The organism is Candidatus Alkanophaga liquidiphilum (genome assembly GCF_053996935.1).
In genome coordinates this window covers 1-17,007 of the sequence record NZ_JBMXYC010000016.1, presented here as the reverse complement: position 1 = coordinate 17,007, position 17,007 = coordinate 1, and the positions used below count along the sequence as shown (strand labels likewise).

Annotated in this window: 16 protein-coding genes and 1 rRNA gene; 13 read left to right on the top strand and 4 right to left on the bottom strand. The window is 52.5% G+C overall.

Annotated elements, in window-relative coordinates:
- The 5 genes from ACXJJA_RS02210 to truD all read left to right on the top strand — a co-directional run.
- Positions 1-1,161 (top strand): homocysteine biosynthesis protein (locus ACXJJA_RS02210; protein ID WP_456486597.1); only part of this gene is annotated, 1,161 nt, incomplete at its 5' end.
- 5 nt (positions 1,162-1,166) lie between these two features.
- Complete coding sequence (locus ACXJJA_RS02205) at positions 1,167-1,583, top strand: 4Fe-4S dicluster domain-containing protein (protein WP_456486596.1); 417 nt, start codon at positions 1,167-1,169, stop codon at positions 1,581-1,583.
- Between the two features lie 48 nt (positions 1,584-1,631).
- Positions 1,632-2,459 carry a diaminopimelate epimerase gene (gene dapF, locus ACXJJA_RS02200; RefSeq protein WP_456486595.1) on the top strand — a complete coding sequence of 276 codons (828 nt, stop codon included), beginning with the start codon at positions 1,632-1,634 and terminating at the stop codon, positions 2,457-2,459.
- 98 nt (positions 2,460-2,557) lie between these two features.
- On the top strand, positions 2,558-2,827 hold the full coding sequence (locus ACXJJA_RS02195) for a DUF357 domain-containing protein (protein WP_456486594.1): 270 nt from the start codon (positions 2,558-2,560) through the stop codon (positions 2,825-2,827).
- A 27-nt stretch (positions 2,828-2,854) separates the two neighbouring features.
- Entirely contained in the window at positions 2,855-4,195 is a 1,341-nt protein-coding gene (truD, locus tag ACXJJA_RS02190; RefSeq protein ID WP_456486593.1) for a tRNA pseudouridine(13) synthase TruD, read from the top strand.
- Between the two features lie 58 nt (positions 4,196-4,253).
- Here the strand turns inward: truD and ACXJJA_RS02185 are convergent, their stop codons facing one another.
- Complete coding sequence (locus tag ACXJJA_RS02185) at positions 4,254-5,024, bottom strand: helix-turn-helix transcriptional regulator (protein WP_456486592.1); 771 nt, start codon at positions 5,022-5,024, stop codon at positions 4,254-4,256.
- Positions 5,025-5,238: 214 nt separating this feature from the next.
- Between ACXJJA_RS02185 and ACXJJA_RS02180 the strand changes: the two genes are divergently transcribed.
- Positions 5,239-5,694 carry a hypothetical protein gene (locus tag ACXJJA_RS02180; protein WP_456486591.1) on the top strand — a complete coding sequence of 152 codons (456 nt, stop codon included), beginning with the start codon at positions 5,239-5,241 and terminating at the stop codon, positions 5,692-5,694.
- 84 nt (positions 5,695-5,778) lie between these two features.
- A complete protein-coding gene (locus ACXJJA_RS02175; protein ID WP_456486590.1) occupies positions 5,779-6,642 on the top strand; it encodes a hypothetical protein in 864 nt (287 codons plus the stop codon).
- Here the strand turns inward: ACXJJA_RS02175 and ACXJJA_RS02170 are convergent.
- Both ACXJJA_RS02170 and ACXJJA_RS02165 read right to left on the bottom strand, forming a co-directional pair.
- Entirely contained in the window at positions 6,639-7,316 is a 678-nt protein-coding gene (locus tag ACXJJA_RS02170; RefSeq protein ID WP_456486589.1) for an HAD family hydrolase, read from the bottom strand. The two genes, ACXJJA_RS02175 and ACXJJA_RS02170, sit on opposite strands and share 4 nt — an antisense overlap.
- A 439-nt stretch (positions 7,317-7,755) precedes the next feature.
- Positions 7,756-9,000: a DNA methyltransferase gene (locus tag ACXJJA_RS02165; RefSeq protein WP_456486588.1), complete on the bottom strand. Its 1,245-nt coding sequence runs from the start codon at positions 8,998-9,000 to the stop codon at positions 7,756-7,758.
- Positions 9,001-9,098: 98 nt separating this feature from the next.
- On the opposite strand from ACXJJA_RS02165, the gene ACXJJA_RS02160 reads away from it, so the two are divergent.
- The 5 genes from ACXJJA_RS02160 (at position 9,099) to rrf (ending at position 14,852) form a co-directional block, all read left to right on the top strand.
- Positions 9,099-10,268, top strand: coding sequence for an aconitase X catalytic domain-containing protein (locus ACXJJA_RS02160; RefSeq protein WP_456486587.1), 1,170 nt, complete (start codon positions 9,099-9,101; stop codon positions 10,266-10,268).
- 9 nt (positions 10,269-10,277) lie between these two features.
- Complete coding sequence (gene gms / locus ACXJJA_RS02155) at positions 10,278-11,687, top strand: glycerol monoalkyl glycerol tetraether synthase (protein WP_456486586.1); 1,410 nt, start codon at positions 10,278-10,280, stop codon at positions 11,685-11,687.
- A gap of 4 nt (positions 11,688-11,691) precedes the next feature.
- The gene (locus ACXJJA_RS02150; protein WP_456486585.1) at positions 11,692-13,053 is read left to right on the top strand and encodes a B12-binding domain-containing radical SAM protein; all 1,362 of its coding nucleotides are present in this window, start codon (positions 11,692-11,694) and stop codon (positions 13,051-13,053) included.
- Between the two features lie 24 nt (positions 13,054-13,077).
- Positions 13,078-14,592 carry a B12-binding domain-containing radical SAM protein gene (locus ACXJJA_RS02145; RefSeq protein ID WP_456486584.1) on the top strand — a complete coding sequence of 505 codons (1,515 nt, stop codon included), beginning with the start codon at positions 13,078-13,080 and terminating at the stop codon, positions 14,590-14,592.
- 138 nt (positions 14,593-14,730) lie between these two features.
- A 5S ribosomal RNA gene (rrf, locus tag ACXJJA_RS02140) occupies positions 14,731-14,852 on the top strand.
- Between the two features lie 64 nt (positions 14,853-14,916).
- Here the strand turns inward: rrf and ACXJJA_RS02135 are convergent.
- The gene (locus tag ACXJJA_RS02135; RefSeq protein ID WP_456486583.1) at positions 14,917-16,410 is read right to left on the bottom strand and encodes a TrkH family potassium uptake protein; all 1,494 of its coding nucleotides are present in this window, start codon (positions 16,408-16,410) and stop codon (positions 14,917-14,919) included.
- A 66-nt stretch (positions 16,411-16,476) separates the two neighbouring features.
- Between ACXJJA_RS02135 and ACXJJA_RS02130 the strand changes: the two genes are divergently transcribed.
- Positions 16,477-16,641, top strand: a complete 165-nt coding sequence (locus tag ACXJJA_RS02130) for a hypothetical protein (protein WP_456486582.1) — start codon at positions 16,477-16,479, stop codon at positions 16,639-16,641.
- Positions 16,642-17,007: the final 366 nt, after the last annotated feature.

Genomic DNA, 17,007 nt, shown 5'->3' with positions numbered 1-17,007 from the left:
GAGGAGCTGATTTCGGGGAAGGGGGTGGAGGTGCGGGCTATTGCGCACGGCACCGACTGCTACCCGCGGAGGAGCATCGAGACCGAAATCACGCTCGCCGACCTCAACCAAGCCGTCATGGTCAACCCGAGAAATGCTTACCAACGATACAGTGCGGCGACGAACTCGACCGACAGGACGCTTTACACGTACATGGGCACACTGCTCCCCAACTACGGGAACGCAACGTTCTGCGGCGCCGGGGAGCTTTCTCCGCTCTGCAACGATCCGGATTACGAGGTGCTCGGCGTCGGCACCCGCATACTCGTGGGCGGCGCTAAAGGCTACATTATCGGCGAGGGGACGCAGCATGAACCCCTGAAAAAGAAGGGCACGCTTATGGTTTTAGGAAACTTAAAAAAGATGAGGAAGGAGTTTTTGAGAGCTGCAGTTTTTTACAAATATGGCGTCACGCTCTACGTGGGTATAAGCGTGCCGATACCTGTGCTGAATGAGGAGATTGCGAAGCGCACGGGCGTCTCCGACGCCGAAATTGTCACAGAAGTCGTTGATTACGGCGTGCCAAGGCGGGACCGCCCCGTGGTCAGGATGGCAACGTATGAAGAGTTAAAATCCGGGAAATTAGAGATAGAGGGGAAAGAGGTGCCGGCGTCTCCGCTCTCAAGCTTTCACATGGCGAAGAAGGTTGCCGAGGAGCTGAAACGGCAGATAGAGCGTGGCGAGTTTTTATTGACCGAGCCGGTGGCGAGGTTGCCGACGGTGGGTGAGGTGAAGCCGATGAAGCAGACGAGGGAGCTACCGTTGGTAAAAGACGTGATGTCCAGGATGTTTAAGGTGGTGCGTGAGGATGCGAGCTTGGAGGACGTGGCAAAAGCAATTGTTAGGGGTAAATTCACGCATATACCCGTAGTGGACGTCGAGAGCAAGCTCGTGGGCATCGTGACCGCCTGGGACCTCTCGTTGGCTGTGGCTTTTAAGTATGAGTCTCTCGACAAAATCATGACGCGGCGGGTGGTGACTGCGAAGCCGGACGAGCCTGTGGACGTCGTCGTGCGTAAGTTCGAGCAGTTTGACATTTCTGCGATGCCTGTCGTTGACGACGAAGGGCACGTTTTGGGAATGGTGACGAGCGACCAGATAAGCAAGCTCGTTGGTAGGTGAGCGGGATGAAGTTGCTGTTGAGGTTTCCGTCGTATTTACATGAGCGCCCTTACACCGCAGAAATCATTCTGGAAACGGGCGCAAAGATAAACATAGACAGAGCATACGTGGATGCTGTCCATGCGGAAGTTGTTGTTGACGTCCCAGATGACAAAGCGAGGCGGGTCGTCGAGCTTTTTAAGGAGCGAGGCGTCGAAGTGAGAATATTAAAGAAGCTAATCGTCTGGGACGAGACGAGGTGCGTGCATTGTGGCGCCTGCGTCTCTATATGCCCGAAGGGTGTTTTCCGCTTCGACGCCGACTGGCAAGTCGCCCTCGAAGAAGCGAAGTGCGTGCAGTGCGGCGTTTGTATAAATGCGTGCCCGATGCGGGCGTTGGCGCTGTTCTACGGCGAAGGCGAGCGAGTTGAACGGCGAGGATGACGACAAAGCTGGTGGCGGTCGTCAAGGACGCAATGTGGGGTGGGCGATGTGGATGAACTGAGCTTTGTCAAAATGCACGGGGCGGGCAACGACTTCATCCTCATAGATGACCGTGATGATAAAATACCTGAAGAGAGGAAAGGCGAGCTCGCTCGGTGCCTTTGCGTCCGCCGCTTCTCAGTCGGTGCGGACGGCGTGCTCTTCGTGTGCAGCTCGGAGCGTTGTGACGTGCGTATGCGCATCTTCAATGCCGACGGCTCTGAAGCGGAGATGAGCGGGAACGGCATCCGCTGCTTCGCAAGATACGTTTATGAGCACGGTATCGTGCGTAAGAGGAAGTTCGATGTTGAAACGCTGGGCGGTATCATCACGCCGGAAGTCTTGGAAGACGGTGCCGTCCGGGTCTTCATGGGACGTCCCTCTTTCCATATGCTCGACGAAGAGTTCCATGTGGGGGGCTACGGGCGTTTCAAGCTGACGGCGCTGAGCATCGGCAACCCGCACGCGGTTTTGATAGTCCGTAGCTTCGACGAGGTTGACGTTGCAGGACTGGGACGGGCGATAGAGCGTCACAAAGCTTTTCCGAACAGGACGAACGTGAACTTCGTCGTGATAGTCCGTGAGAACGAGATAAGCGTGCGCACCTACGAGCGGGGCGTCGGCGAGACGTTATCGTGCGGGACGGGCTCGACGGCATCAGCGCTCACACTTGCAAAACTTCGCATCGTGGACGCACGACGCCCAATACTCGTGCATACACAGGGCGGCAATCTCATCGTCGAAATTTTAGGCGACGCCGAGAACGGCGCCTACTTGACCGGTCCTGCGGAGGAGGTCTTTGAGGGGAGTATAGGGCTCAGCCGCCTTCTGGCATGACGCATCGCTCAACACTTCGCCACACGCCGCCGCTCGCCAGCTTTTGTGGGTCACTACTGAAAGAGGACGTGCTTTTAAATGCTCTGACTCAAACAAGCATGATGAGTGAAGACGGCGTGCAGAGAATCAAAAACGACATCGTTATGTTTAAGAAGATTCTGGAAAAGCTCCTCTCCACATTAAGTTCCGAGCCGAGGGCGGAGTTAAAGAGGATAGTAGAACTCGCCACACGTTACTACGAAGATGCTCGCTTTTATCTGGAGCGTGGCGACGTGCTGACGGCATTCGGTTGCATAAATTACGCTCACGGGCTTCTTGATGCCGTGAGGATAGAGATGGGGCTTTGGGACGTGGAGGATGAAGAGTGAGCCGGGGGCAGGAATAAGCCGAGTGAAATGAGAATCAAACTGAAGAGCGCTCCTGAGGCGGAAAGGAGACTTGGCATAAATTTCTATTTCACGACAGCAGAAGGCATAGGTGGTAGGATAAAAACGATGCCTTCGGACTTCCATGTCGAGGAAATAACCGACTGGGAAGCGGATAGCGATGGAAACTACCTTATTTTGAGGGTGATGAAGGAGAACTGGGACACCCTACAGCTAGTGAAGGAGCTTGCGTCAGCACTTAGAATCGGGACGAAGCGAATAGGCTTTGCTGGCACGAAGGACAAGTTTGCGGTGGCGGCGCAGAAGATGAGCGTGTGGGGCATTTCCGAGGAAGATATTGAGAAGGTAAAGCTTCCAAGAGTTAAAATCGAGGTTTTGGGACGTTCCAAGAAGCCAGTAGCGTTGGGCGACCTCCGCGGAAATGAGTTCGATGTCGTAATTCGAGACGTGAGCGGAGCTCTCGACGAGGTTGAAGCAAAAGTGAAAGCGGTAGCCACCGAGATTTTGAAGGTGGGCGGCGTCCCCAACTTCTTTGGCGTGCAACGCTTCGGCACGAGCCGCCCGATCACGCACATCGTCGGTAAACATCTCGTGTGCGGCGAGCTGCGAGCGGCGGTCCTGACCTACCTCTCGGAAATCTTTCCCGAAGAGAGCGCCGCTGCCAAAAATGCGAGACGCCTCTGCGCCGAAGGTATGTTCAAAAAGAGTCTAAGAGAAATGCCGCCGTTCCTGCGTTATGAGAAAGCGATGCTTAACGTCCTCGTCAGAGATGATAACGACTTCCTCGGCGCGTTGCGCTCGCTGCCTTCGAGCCTGCGTAGGATGTTCGTGCACGCTTACCAGTCATACCTGTTCAACCTAACGCTCAGCTATCGCCTTGAAGCGTGCGCCGAGCTTGGCGTGCCGTTCGCAGAGGCGCTCGTCGGCGACATCGTCTGTTATCGCGGTGCGGACGGCTTCCCGGACGTCAGCAGGACGGAAAAAGTCACTGAGCGTAAGTTGGAAGGCGTGAACCGTCTCGTGAAACGGCAGCGTGCTTTCGTCACCGCCCCGCTCTTTGGCTACGAGACCGAGCTTGCGGACGGCTTGCAAGGCGAAATCGAGCAGCGGGTCTTAGACAGGGAAGGCGTCGCTCTTGAGGATTTCAAAGTAAAGGTGGCTCCAGAACTTGCATCTCGTGGCTGGCGGCGTGAGGTTCTTTTGCGGCTGCAGAATTTGAGATTCGAGGTCGGCGAAGACGAGCTACACGCCGGCAGGACGAAAGTGCGGCTCCGCTTCTCACTACCGAAGAGCGGCTACGCCACCGTTGTCCTCCGGGAATTTATGAAAGAGCGGGGGGTCATATTTTAAGCGTTTAGCCCTCCGAGACTGAGAGCTTAGCAACGAAATGCAGTAAGCGGCGGGCATGTTACTTTTTGCGGTAATTTTTGAGGACAATTATGTTGCCCCTCCCCACTTTAATCTTCCTGATGAGCCCCCTGTCTTCCAAATCCGCAAGCATCAAACTGACCTTAGCCTCCGAATATGGCAATTTCTTCCTCAAGTTTTTCTGCGTAATTCGTCCCCCCTCTTTCTCGATTATTGAAAGCACCAGCCGTAAATCGCTCGGCAGCCCCTGCCGTCCCTCCAACTCCCACCGCCTCTCTTCAACAGCTTTCTCCCTCCGCATTTCTTCCTGCATCTTAGGCGCACCCCGCCGCCTACGCTGCTTTAATGTGAGAAAAAGCAACGCCGCAGCAAAGACGCCAACAACGCTCGCCGCCGCTGCGACAGCAAAGCTCGGAAAATCACCCTCGCCGAAAATATCCTCATCAAACTCCGGCACCTCGCCGCCATAGTCGAACGGCAGCCCCTCCCCAATAACGGGCAGCATTATCAGATCGAGAACGAAATCCCCATCTTCGAATACAGTAATGTTCTCTTCGGAATAGTAAACAAGAGTTTCATCTACGTAATACATCGCCTGAATCTGGTAGGTGCCGACGGGCAGGCTGAAGGAGTATTCCGCGTTTTTCGCCACGAATCGCTGCTTTGGCGTGGAGTTGACCTCGACTATGACGCCGCTCAAAGGTTCAAGACTCGACCATTCGTAAATCGTGCCGTGAACAACGCTCGCCGCCGCTGTCTGAAAAAGCGGCAGGAACAGCAACAATAGTAACAACGCTCTCGCTTTCACCATTCTCTCGTTAATACGAGCGTAAAGTAAATATAATTTGCAGTAAAGGTAAAAAAGGAAATGTAAAGCTTTAAACGGAAAAATAAACCTTTATAAAGCTTTATTCTGTAAAACTCGAAAGTATCGTTATTTTATTCTAAAAATTATGGTTCTGCGAGGCTTTGGCGGCGTTACCGCTACGGCGTCGCCGAGCCTTAAACTGAGAGGAGGTGATAATATGAAAAAAGGTATAAAAACGGGTGCGTTCGTGGTGGGAATAATCGGGGCATTGATGCTTTGCGCGCTCGTAACGCTCGCCGCACCCGCTGAAGCGAAGAGAATAGTCGGCAACGGCACGCTCTACGCTGAAGGTAGCGGCGCTGTCCTGCTCTATGGCACGGGCAATGTCACCTTAGAGGGCGTCGGGAAACTGCTCATCGCTGGCGAGGATTTTCAGATAAGCGTTGAGGGCGATGGTAAAGTATGGACGTTCGGCTGCGTGAAGATTTACAAAGGCAACGGGACTGTGCATGTCGAAGGCACGGACATGTTTATCCTCGCAAAAGTCAGGGACGGGAGGCTCTCGGCAAGCGGTGATGGCATGGCAATACTACGCGGCTGTGGAGAATTCGAGACCCACAAGTGGCCCATCCAAATCGTCGTAACTAAACCCGCAAAGCCCAACGGTAGGTAAATCGAAACGCATAAATGGCAAAACATCTAATACTCCTTTTACTTTATTTTTTAAAAAACAGGAAGTAGAAAGGAGGAGAGATTTGTGGTGAGAGGTCTCTTATTTAGGGTGCTTTGTAGCATTTTCATCATGTTGCTTGCAGTGCTGCCGATGAGCAGCGTTTTGATGCAGGCAGATGCGAAATTCGGAGCGGCTGGTGGTGAGTCGTGTGGAGCGTTGAAAAAAGCGCTCGTTACTGCAAAGGACGAATATATGATCGCGGCTCAGAAGCTTTCGGACGCAAAACAGAAATATAAGGAGTTAAGATGCAGAAATGGGGAAGCGGAGTTAAAGGCGGCTGCAAAAGACTACATGCTCAAAGCCATTGATTACCTGATTGCGGAACTTCAGCTCGCGAGACCATATGTCGAGCGTGCGGAGCGTGCGGGAATCTTGCCTTCTGGAGAGACTGGGAGATTAGATGGATGTCTCTCACAACTGCAACAGAAAAAAACGGAAGTAGAATCCGCTAACACCAAGAAAGAGCTTAAATCTCTGGCTAAAAGCATAAAGAAGGACTGGGAGAGCGTGCATGTGCGTGCGGAATATGACACCGCACTTATACTCCTTAACCAGACGGGAATTGTCTTAAGAGAGATGCAGCAGTTCTCCGCAAGTTTCGAGAGCGAACTTAATGCTCTTGAAAATGCGGGGGAGGATGTTTCGGAGCTGAGGGACCTACTTGATGAATTTAATTACTGGTTGGGGCAGGCGGGGGAGAGTTACGATGCAGGGGCGGCGAAATTCGCGAGAGCTGACAAAAAAGATTTGAAAGCGCTGCAGGCGGTGAATAAGGAGCTGAGGAGAGCAATGGCGCATCTAAAGAACGCCCGTGCCGTTCTGAAGCAAATGCTGCGCGCGGCGTTAGCAAGAGGCTGGAGCGGGAGAGGAGAGATTCCAGAGAGTTAGAGTAGCATCTCTAATTCCGTCAGGTCCCTTATGACGTGCGTGGGCTCGTATTTTATCTTCATAGGTTCTTTCAAAATGAGAATGGAGGCTATACCCGCACGTTTCGCAGCGAGAACGCCAAGTTGACTGTCGTCCACCAAAATGGCTTCTCTCGTGTGGAGCTTATGCAGCACGAGGTTGATGTAATGCGGGTTAGGCTTCCTGAAGTCAATATCTTCAAGGCGCGACCCCCGCCCATACCAGAACTTAAAGAACGGCGTCAGCCCGAAATGCTGCATTGCGAAATCCACACACTCCTGCTGCGAGTCACTGACTACTGCAAGCTCGTATTTCCGACTCAAATACGAAAGCACTCGCTTTGCGGCATTCACGAGCTTTATTTCACCCCGCCGCATCGCATCAATCTTCGCATCGATGACGTCCTGCTCCCTGAAGCTCCAAAAAAGCTCGCAGTCTAGCCCAAAACGCTCGCAAAACTCCAAAACCCCTAGCCTCCCTCTGAGAATTAACGGCTTGAGAAAATACTCATTTATCTGGTCTATCGTCAGCCTGACGCCGAACCTCGCAAGCGTCCGTTCGAAGGCGTCGTATGCCCATTTGTATTCAATGTCAGCATTGCCCCGCGAGTCGAGAATCGTGCCGTCCATGTCAAGGATGACCACGTCGTAACGCATGATTTTCTGTTGGCTCTCTGATTAATATTTTTGCGGGTTTTGACGTCGCCCTATCGTTTACTTATATCTGCTTCAAAGAACCTTATTTTTATTTCATCTCCAAATCCTCTATCAATTTTACATTAAAAAGATTATCAAAGGAACGGCATAGATATACCTCGCCTAAAATGCCCGTCATAAATGAGAGAAAGCCAAACGTCGTGGTTCCTGATGTGGAAACTTTAAATCCTAAATATGCTGTGGTAGTATCCAAGAAGTCCGTGAGGTGGAGAGAATCCGAGAAGAGGCTTATACTCTCAGAAAACTTCACAAGATTCTTGGTAATATATTTGTATCGTTCTTTGAGTCTCCCAAATATGCGATCAGGTTATGAGAAGTTTAAGAGCTGGGTGTCGAAAATTCTTGGATATATTTGGGACCTCAAGAGAATCACAAAAGGTCAAGCTTTAAGGACTATTATGCTCTCGTTGGCGATAGTTTCACATTTCAGTCCAGCGATGTTTTCAGGAGCGTTAGCCCAAGGGATACACTTTGTCGGGATTCTTCGATAATAGGTGCGCACATGCTCAAGTCCCAGCTCATTTCCCATTTCCATGATAATTTGGTCCGTTGGCATTTTAACTCTGCTGACAGTCCTGTTCCCTATGACTATGCACGCATAGCCATTTTCCCTAAGAACCCTTGAAAGTTCCGACAAGCATTCCCATAGCTCTGAGAAAAAAGCCTCAGTTTCTTCTGCCCTTTTTACGCTCCTTTTAACTATTTCTTGCAGAGTTTCATCGAGGATTTTAGATCGAACATTCCGGGATTTGAATTTAACAAACGCTCCTCCCAAGGAAGCCTTATCAACATCTCTCACGTCCCTTTCTTCAAATCCTAACCATAACGAAGAATAACGTGAGAATTGCCCGTATGCTACTGTAGTTCTGCTGTCGCCGTAGGGCGGAGAAGTCACTATTAAGTCAACAGATCCCGACTTTAAGGGGATGCGCCTTGAGTTTCCTCTAATCACAATCGAACGAGCTACATCGCCCTGCTCGCACCTTGCATAAAACTCCCTCATACCCTCGATTCCAGCCTTTACGTTTTTTATAAATTCCTTAAATGCATCAGGGTTAAACCGCTTTATCTCCTCTTCAGACATCCTATACAGCTTATATTCGCCGCTCCTGCATAATGAAACACTTCTCACGGTCTTAGAAAAGCAAACGTAGAAAAAATCCCGCACATCCTGCCCTCTAAGCGCATCTATGGCGTTCTTGATGGCTGTGAGCTCCTCAACCGTTTTCGCCTTGAACCAATAGTTTACGTTGTAGAACCTGGGAAGCTTTTCTTTATTGACGCTTATCCTTTTCAGCTTCTTCCGCACCTCGCCAAAGGCGTTGTTGAGAATTTTTGGAGAGATGGGTGTTGTCTTCACTTTCGCTATCAGACAAGCTAACGGATTTATGTCAATGCCTACGGAGTGCCGTCTCAGTATTTTTGCCTCTGCCAAGACGCTCCCGCTACCGCAAAAAGGGTCCAGAACCACGGCACCCCTCTCAGAATACTTTTCTATCAGCCTTCGTGCTATCTGGGGAATCATCCTTGCAGGATAAGGGTGAATCACATGTATGTGCTCTTGCGTGTTTGCGTCCTTGAACGTCCAATCCTCCAAACCCTTTAAAGTGGTCTGAACATGCATTCCTACCTTTTGTTCTCTTCTCCCTACTTGATACTTTTCCCTTAGAGGCGGCGATGTAACGGAATGCTTATCCGCCGCCAGTTCCAATTTAACGTCAAATGTATCTAACGAAAGAAGAAGAACGAATTTACGACGGGGAGGCAGGCGAGAGTCTAAGGAAAGCAATGGAAATTCTCGTTGCGCTCGGGGATATAAACGAGGCGCCTCATTTAATCCCAATAAAAAGCGCACATGTTTCGGGGGCTTCGTATAAAACCATAGGGGACGCCTACGAGTTTGTCGAGAGCCTTGACGCAAGAGTGAAGGTGCAGACAACACTCAACCCTATCGGAATGGACAAGGAGCGCTGGCGGGAGCTGGGCGTCTCCAAAGAGTTTGCACTCAAACAGATGAAGGTTCTTAAGGCTTACGAGAAGCTCGGCGTGCTTCCGGAGTGCACCTGCACCCCCTACTTAATCGGATACGCTCCGGAGCGTGGCGAGCACATCTCGTGGGCAGAGTCCTCTGCCGTCATATACGTGAATTCCGTCTTAGGCGCGAGAACGAACCTTGAGGGGGCGCCGTCGGCGCTCGCCGCCGCCCTCGTCGGTAAGACGCCACTCTACGGCTTACACCTCGACGAGGAGCGTGCGCCGAGCATCCTTTTCGATGTAGAGTGCGAGCTTTCCGACGCCGCCGAATACGGGGCGCTCGGCTACCTCGTCGGGAAAATTGCAGATGACAATATTCCCTTCTTCAAACTAAAAACGATGCCGAATGCCGACGATCTAAAGGCACTTTCGGCAGCGCTCGGCGCAACAGGTAGTGTCGGCATGTTCCATGCTGTCAAGGGCGAAAAAGGCATAACTCCCGAAGCTCTCTCCTACGAGAAGCCTTCAGAGGTTGTGGAAATAGAGAAGAAAGATATAAAAGAGTTTTTTGATGCTTCAATACCCGAGGACGCCGTTCTTGCCTTCGGCTGCCCTCATTGCTCTACGCAAGAGCTTCGTGAGCTTTGCAGGCTTCTACGCAGCGTTAAGTCCAAGCATGAAGTTTTCGTATTCGTCGCAAGACGGCTCGCAGAGCGTGAGAACGCGGCAATAAAAGAGTTGAAGCGGCTCGGCGTAAGAGTTGTCTGCGATACGTGCATGGTGGTCTCGCCGGCGTTCGAGCGCTTCTCCTGCATAGCCACGAACTCCGCAAAAGCGTTCAGATACGTGCCGAGCATGTGCGGCGCGAAAGCTTTATTAGTGAAGACCTCAAACATTTCAAGATGTTTCGAAATATAGGAGGGAGGGATGCGAGCCGAGGATGCTGAGCTTCTGGAATTTGTGGTCGGAAACCCGCTCGTTAGGTCTTTATTGAGGTTGCTGGATGCAGAGTGCGAGTGTGGCAAGAGGCTGAATGTCGCCCTCGATCTGTACGTCGGTGAACTAGAAAATGCCTGCGTAAAATGCAGAGCTGCAGCCTCAATAATCTCCAGAATCTTAAAAAGAGGCGGCAAGGCGCTCGGCATGGACGAGGACGCCGTGCGCGAGCGCTTTAAAGACAAGCACTGGCGCAAAGGCTTGATTTGCGTCCTCAGGGGCATTGAGAAGTTCGGCGTGCGCCGCCCCTTCGTCCCGGGCTCGCCGTTCCTCGTCGTTTGGGATTTCACATACAAGTGCAACTTGCGGTGTAAGCACTGCTACGCCGCCGCCCCCTACCCTCGAGCCTCAAAAGAGCTGAGCACCAGAGATGCGATGCTCGTCGTGGACAAACTTGCAGACGCCGACGTTCCTATCCTCGCATTCTCTGGGGGCGAGCCGCTGATGCGTAAAGATTTCTTTGATATTGCAAGCTATGCGGCGGATAAAGGCATGTATGTGGGCGTCGCCACGAACGGCACGCTCATCAGCGAAGATGTTGCCGCTCGCATGTGCGATGCTGGCGTGAAGTTCGTCCAGATAAGTCTCGACGGCGCCAGCGCAGAGACGCACGATGCGTTCAGGGGCGTGAGCGGCGCGTTTGAAAAGACGCTTGAGGGCATTAAGAACGTGGTCGCCGCCGGCGGCGACATCTTCGTAGATGTCTCCACGACGATCACGAGGTTCAACATCGAGGAGGTGCCCAAAATCATAGAGCTTTGCGACGAGCTCGGCGTGCGCTGGTTCATGGGCTTCAACTTTGTGCCTTCGGGGCGGGGCGTCGAGATCGTGGAATACGACCTCAGCCCCGAGGAGCGGGAGACGCTCCTGAACACGCTTCTTGATAAAAGGGATGAGCTGCAAGCCCGGGGCAGCAGCTTGGATGTATTAACGACGGCGCCGCAGTACGCAAGGGTCGCCCTCCAGAGGCTTAAGGGCGATGAAGAAGAAATCCTCGTTCCGACACACTTCTATAACCCTCGGCTCTCCGGTAAATTGCAAGGGCTTGCGGAGTTCATCGGCGGCTGCGGCGCCGGACGCTGCTACATAGCTGTCGAGCCCGACGGCACGCTCATGCCCTGCGTCTTCTTCAAACTGCCACTCGGAAACATCATGAAGGTGGACTTCGAGGAGTTCTGGGCGAGTAACGAGATTTTAAACGACCTCAGGGACCGCTCGAAGCTCAAAGGACACTGCAGCGTCTGCAAGTTCCGCTATTACTGCGGGGGGTGCCGTGCCCGTGCTTACGGCTACACCGGCGACTACCTCGCCGGCGACCCTGGCTGCATACTTAATAGGTGAGAATATGCGGGTCATGCTCGTCCAGCCGAACTCCGCTTCCGTCATAAAATCGGTGCTCGGCACGACCGGCGTGCCCCTTGGCTTGGCATACTTGGCAGCGACGCTCAGGGACGAGCATGATGTGAAAATAGTGGATGCTCTGACGCTGGATTACACGCTAGATGACCTTCGCCGTGAGTTTAAGAAGTATGAGCCCGATGTCGTCGGCATAACTACGACCACTCCTGCCATCTATGACGCTTACGCCGTTGCAAGACTGGCGAAGAAGCTTAACCCCGAGGTCAAGACCGTCATGGGCGGTCCGCACGTAACCTTCACGGCGGAGGAGACGCTTGCAGAGTGCGATGCTATTGACGTCGTCATCAGAGGTGAGGGCGAACTCACACTTAAAGAGCTTCTGAGCGCTTGGAAGCGGGAGCTGCCGCTGAAGAACGTTAGCGGAATAACGTTCAGGCATAAATCTGAAATAAGAAGCAACGAGCCACGCCCGTTCATGAAAAATCTCGATAAGCCCCCGTTTCCGGCGTACGACCTGCTACCCATGGGAAAATACGAAATTTCCGGACACAGGTTCGGCAACGTGATGACGAGCCGCGGCTGTCCGTTCAAATGCATTTTCTGCGCATCATCAACGCTATTTGGCAAGAAATGGCGAGCTCGCTCGCCGGAGAACATCATTGAGGAGCTCAGATTGCTTAGGGACGAATATGGCATCCAAGAAATAGAGTTCTTGGATGACACCTTCACTCTCAGTAAGAAGCGTGCTGAGAGGATATGCGACCTGATGATAAGGGAGCGTTTGGAAATTTCATGGAGCTGTTCCTCCCATGTAAACACGGTAAGCAAGAAACTTGCGGAGAAGCTGAAAAAAGCGGGGTGCCATAGCGTTTACGTCGGCGTGGAGTCGGGCTCGCAGCGCATCCTTGACATCATCGGAAAGAATACCACGCTCGAAAAGGCTGAGCGCGCCGTCAAAACCTTAAAGGAGGCAGGACTGAACGTCCTTACATCTTTCATCATCGGCGTCCCCGGCGAGACCGTAAGCACGATAAAAAGCACAATAAAGCTCGCAAAGAAGCTAAAGCCTACATACGCACAGTTCACGCTGTGCACGCCATTCCCAGGAACGAAGCTCTTTGAGCTCGCTCTAAAAAGGGGACTGCTGCTCACGAAGAACTGGGCGAAATACACGACGTTGGAGCCTGTAATGAACATCCCTGGAATGACCGCAGAGCAGCTGAAAAAATGGCTTCGTAAAGCATACTTGAGTTTTTACTTACGCCCCCGTTTCCTGCTCGAACAGATATTGCGTAGGAGGTTCTTCGTGCTCAAAAAAGCTTTATTAGGAACTTTGGAATATCATTGATGACAGGGGCAAGAGGAGAGAAATATGGTAGAGATAGTATTGACGGCTGACAAAACGTTAATGTCTGATTACCATAGGGGGGAGTTTTTGGGCTTTGCCGCATGTGCTCCCGCCGCAATCCCCGAATACATCTATGAAAAATTATTTTGCCCGCCGGCGCCCGTGGATGACGATGGTATTTCTGCAAAGTTCGCGCCTTGCGGCTTACGCCGGATAGAGGCGGCACTCCTCGAAAACGGCTTTTCCCGAGATGAGGTCGTAGTTGTCCATCCTGACATGTTGAATCGAGCTGTGGACAAGCGGACAAAAGTTCTCGGCGTCTCGACGAACGACCCTCTCGGACTTGGTCCGGCATCCTCGACGTTCTCGAACCTCGCCGGCAAGGAGCCTTTCAACGCAATATCCTTTAGACGCTTGATGCGGAATCCCGTCATCCGAAAGCACCAGCTTAAGGTCATCGTCGGCGGTCCGGGGGCGTGGCAGCTTGAAGACGAACGTATCAGGATGAAATTCGGTATAGACTGCGTGCTCGTGGGTGAGGGCGAGCTCGTGGCGCCTGAGCTTTTTAAAAAGGCAGTGAACGGCGAGGAGCTGCCGAGATTCGTGCACGGTGAGGTCGTGCCGCTTGAAAAATTCCCAAAAATCAAAGGAGCGACTGTGAACGGGCTTGTTGAAATCGCCCGCGGTTGTGGGCGCGGTTGTAAGTTCTGTAACCCGACAATGCTAAAGTTCCGATGCCTACCGCCCGAGCACATCTTGGAGGAAGTGCGGCTGAACTTGCGGAAAGTCGGACGGGTCTTGCTACACGCTGAGGACGTGCTCCGTTATAAGGCAAACGGCGTCATCCCGAACGAACAAGCGGTCATTGAGCTTTTTGAGGCAGTGAAGCGGCTCTACATTGAAGAGAACCGCCCGCTAGACATCGGAATTTCACATTTTGCCTTCGCATCCGTCGTTGCGAAGCCCGCCCTCGTGAGCGAACTCAGTGAGATAATGGAAGTTGGCACGAAAGAAAATCCGTGGGCTTCTGGGCAGACCGGTATCGAAACCGGTTCGGAACGACTCGTAGAACTGCACATGCAGGGCAAAGTGCGCCCCTTTAAACCCGAAGAGTGGCGAGAGGTGGTCCTTGAGGCGCACGAAATTCTTAAGGAGAATTATTGGGTGCCGTGCTCGACGCTCGTCATGGGCTTGCCGAGGGAGGAGGCGAAGGACGTTCTCAAGACGCTTGAGCTAATTGAGGACCTACGGGGGTATAAGTCTTTAATAGTGCCTCTGTTCTTCGTGCCGATTGGGAATTTAACTGCTGAGAGCTTTTTCACGATGAAGAAGATGCTGCCTGAGCATTGGATGCTGTTTGCAGCGTGCCTGAAGCACGATTTCAGGTGGGTCTATACGCTCATCGATGAGTATTTTGGGATGACGAGGGTTGCAGCGCCGAGAGCCGCCACAATCAAACTCTTCACTAAATACATGGAAAAGAAACTCAAACCCTACATAAAAGACATGGAGCAGGGCTTGAACCCGCTGGAGTCGTGATTTCCGCGATGATGTCTTGGAGAATGAACAAAAAGAAAAGTTCCCGATGCTTGCTGGGAGGAGGCAGGTATGTCTCTCTTGCAGCCCTAACGTAGCAAGCCGAAAGTTTTAAGTTCTTACCCCTGCAACATCAAACTGCATAGCGGCCATAGCGGTAGGGAAACACCCGGACCCATCCCGAACCCGGAAGTTAAGCCTGCCTGCGTTCCGTGTTGTACTACGGTGCGCGAGCCCGTGGGAAGCATGGATCGCCGCTATGCCCCTCCTCCCTTCTTACTAAAAAGCGGGGCTATAAATCCTAATTTAACAAGCCTCACAATACCATTACCAAGGTTCAAAGCCCCTAACGAGCGCCCTGAGGAGCATCAGCACCGGTATGATTTCGAGGCGTCCGACCCACATGTTGAAGATGATAACTATTTTCCCTAAGTAATGCAGGTGCGGGCTTGCGAGACCTGTAGAGAGCCCGACGTTGCTCTGCGCCGATACGACTTCGAAGACGACGTCGCTTATGTCGAAGGGCGGCGGGGCGACGTGCGATAGCACAATCACGCCGACGAGCAAAAACAAAAACCACAACAAAGTCACGAAACACACCTCCATTAGTATCCTGCTGGCTTCCTTCTCATCCAAAGCCCGCTCGCCGAGTCTGAAGTATGTGACTGCGGTTTTCGGCAGCAACATTCTTCGGAACGACCAGCGAAGGCTGCTGAAGACGACTGCCGCTCTCAACAATTTTATACCGCCAGCGGTCGAGCCTGCGGCGCCGCCGACGAGCATCGCCGCTGCCAGTATTAATTTCGCGCCCGGCGTCCACGAGCAGATATTTGCTGTTTGGAAACCGGTGCACGTCAGCCCCGAGACCAGTTGGAAGATGGACTCTCGAAACGCCGCCGATAGCGAAGATGCCCATGCCGACAACGCCGACAGCGACGACAACGCCGACAGCGGCGGCACGCCCGCAACTTCAAGCAGGAGCGGCAACAGCAAGACAAAAATCAAAAAGAAGAGCCAGCGGCACTGCACGTCCTTAAAGAACGCCTTAAGCTCGCCGCTGAGCACTTTGTAATGTATGAGGAACGGCAGGGCGCCCAAAATCATTATCGGGAGTAGCGCAAGCTCCACCCGGATATTGTCGTAGGCACCAATGCTTCCCTTCACTACAGAAAAGCCGCCTGTGCTTATCCCGGTCATCGTATGGTTTATTGCCGCCCAGAGCGGCATGCCGCAAAGCCAGAGTAGTGGAACGCCGACGAGCGTGGAGCCGAGGTAAATCCACCAGATTGTCCGCACTGTCGAAACGACGCTTGGCTTTATTTTCTCCTCTCGGGCTTCGGACACGTAAAGGTGGTAAGAGGCGGTCCCCGGTCTCGCGAGGACCGAGAGCATTAATACAATAACGCCGACGCCCCCTACCCACTGCATCAGCGAACGCCAGAACTGGAGCGTCTTCGGAAGCTTCGACGGCTCCAGAATCATCGTAAGTCCAGTGCCAGTCCAGCCGGACATCGCCTCGAAAAATGCATCGAGAAAGCTCATCCCGCAACACGCAAACGGCGTCGCACTCACCAACGCCAGCAACAGCCAAGAAAGGGCGGCGCACACCATTGCATGTTTCAGCTCTGTGTCTCCAGCTCTCCTAAACGCAAACCTGAGCAGGGCGCCGGCGGCAAGCACGCCGAGCGCCATGCCCAAAAACGGCTTCATGAGGTAAAATTCGTCAAAAACTACCACTACCACCAACGGCAACAGCATGACGCCGCCCGCCACCTCAAATATGCTGCCCAAATCCCGCAGGACAATCTTTGCGTTTCTCATGCCCCGCCGCCGCCACCTGTCTAATTGAGCAACTCATAATTAAAAGGAGAACGGTTACGATTAACGATGAACAGACGGGCGAGGTTTTGTGCCGAAGTATGCCCAATATGCAAGAGGGCACGGAATAGGAAAAAAGGCTTGGCATACTGGTTTGTAAAAAATATAGACCATAAGATATGCCCGTTCTGCAGGGCTTACGAGCGGGAGTTTGGGAAGCCCGCTTACGAGTAAGCGCCTGCTTACCATGCCTCTCGCAGAAAGCCTCGCAGGGCGGGGATGAATGCGAGGGGTATGGAGGGCGGTAGCGATGAAGCGTGCATAATTCATCTTCCCCATACTCGTATCCCTTTATAAGTATAAGGACATAAATAATCAATGGCGGCGATAAAGCGGACAAACACCTTCAACCTGAATCCGGGTAAAGAGGAAGAAGCGATACTGCATGAATGGGCAGATAACTGCTCTCGAATGTATAACGAGATAAACTATAAACGCAGAAATCATTCTTCAGCGGCGAGTTTGACTGGAATACCGACGAAGAATATCACAAATATAAGAAGCTTATAGGTTCCGCAACAGCCCAGCAGATAATAATTA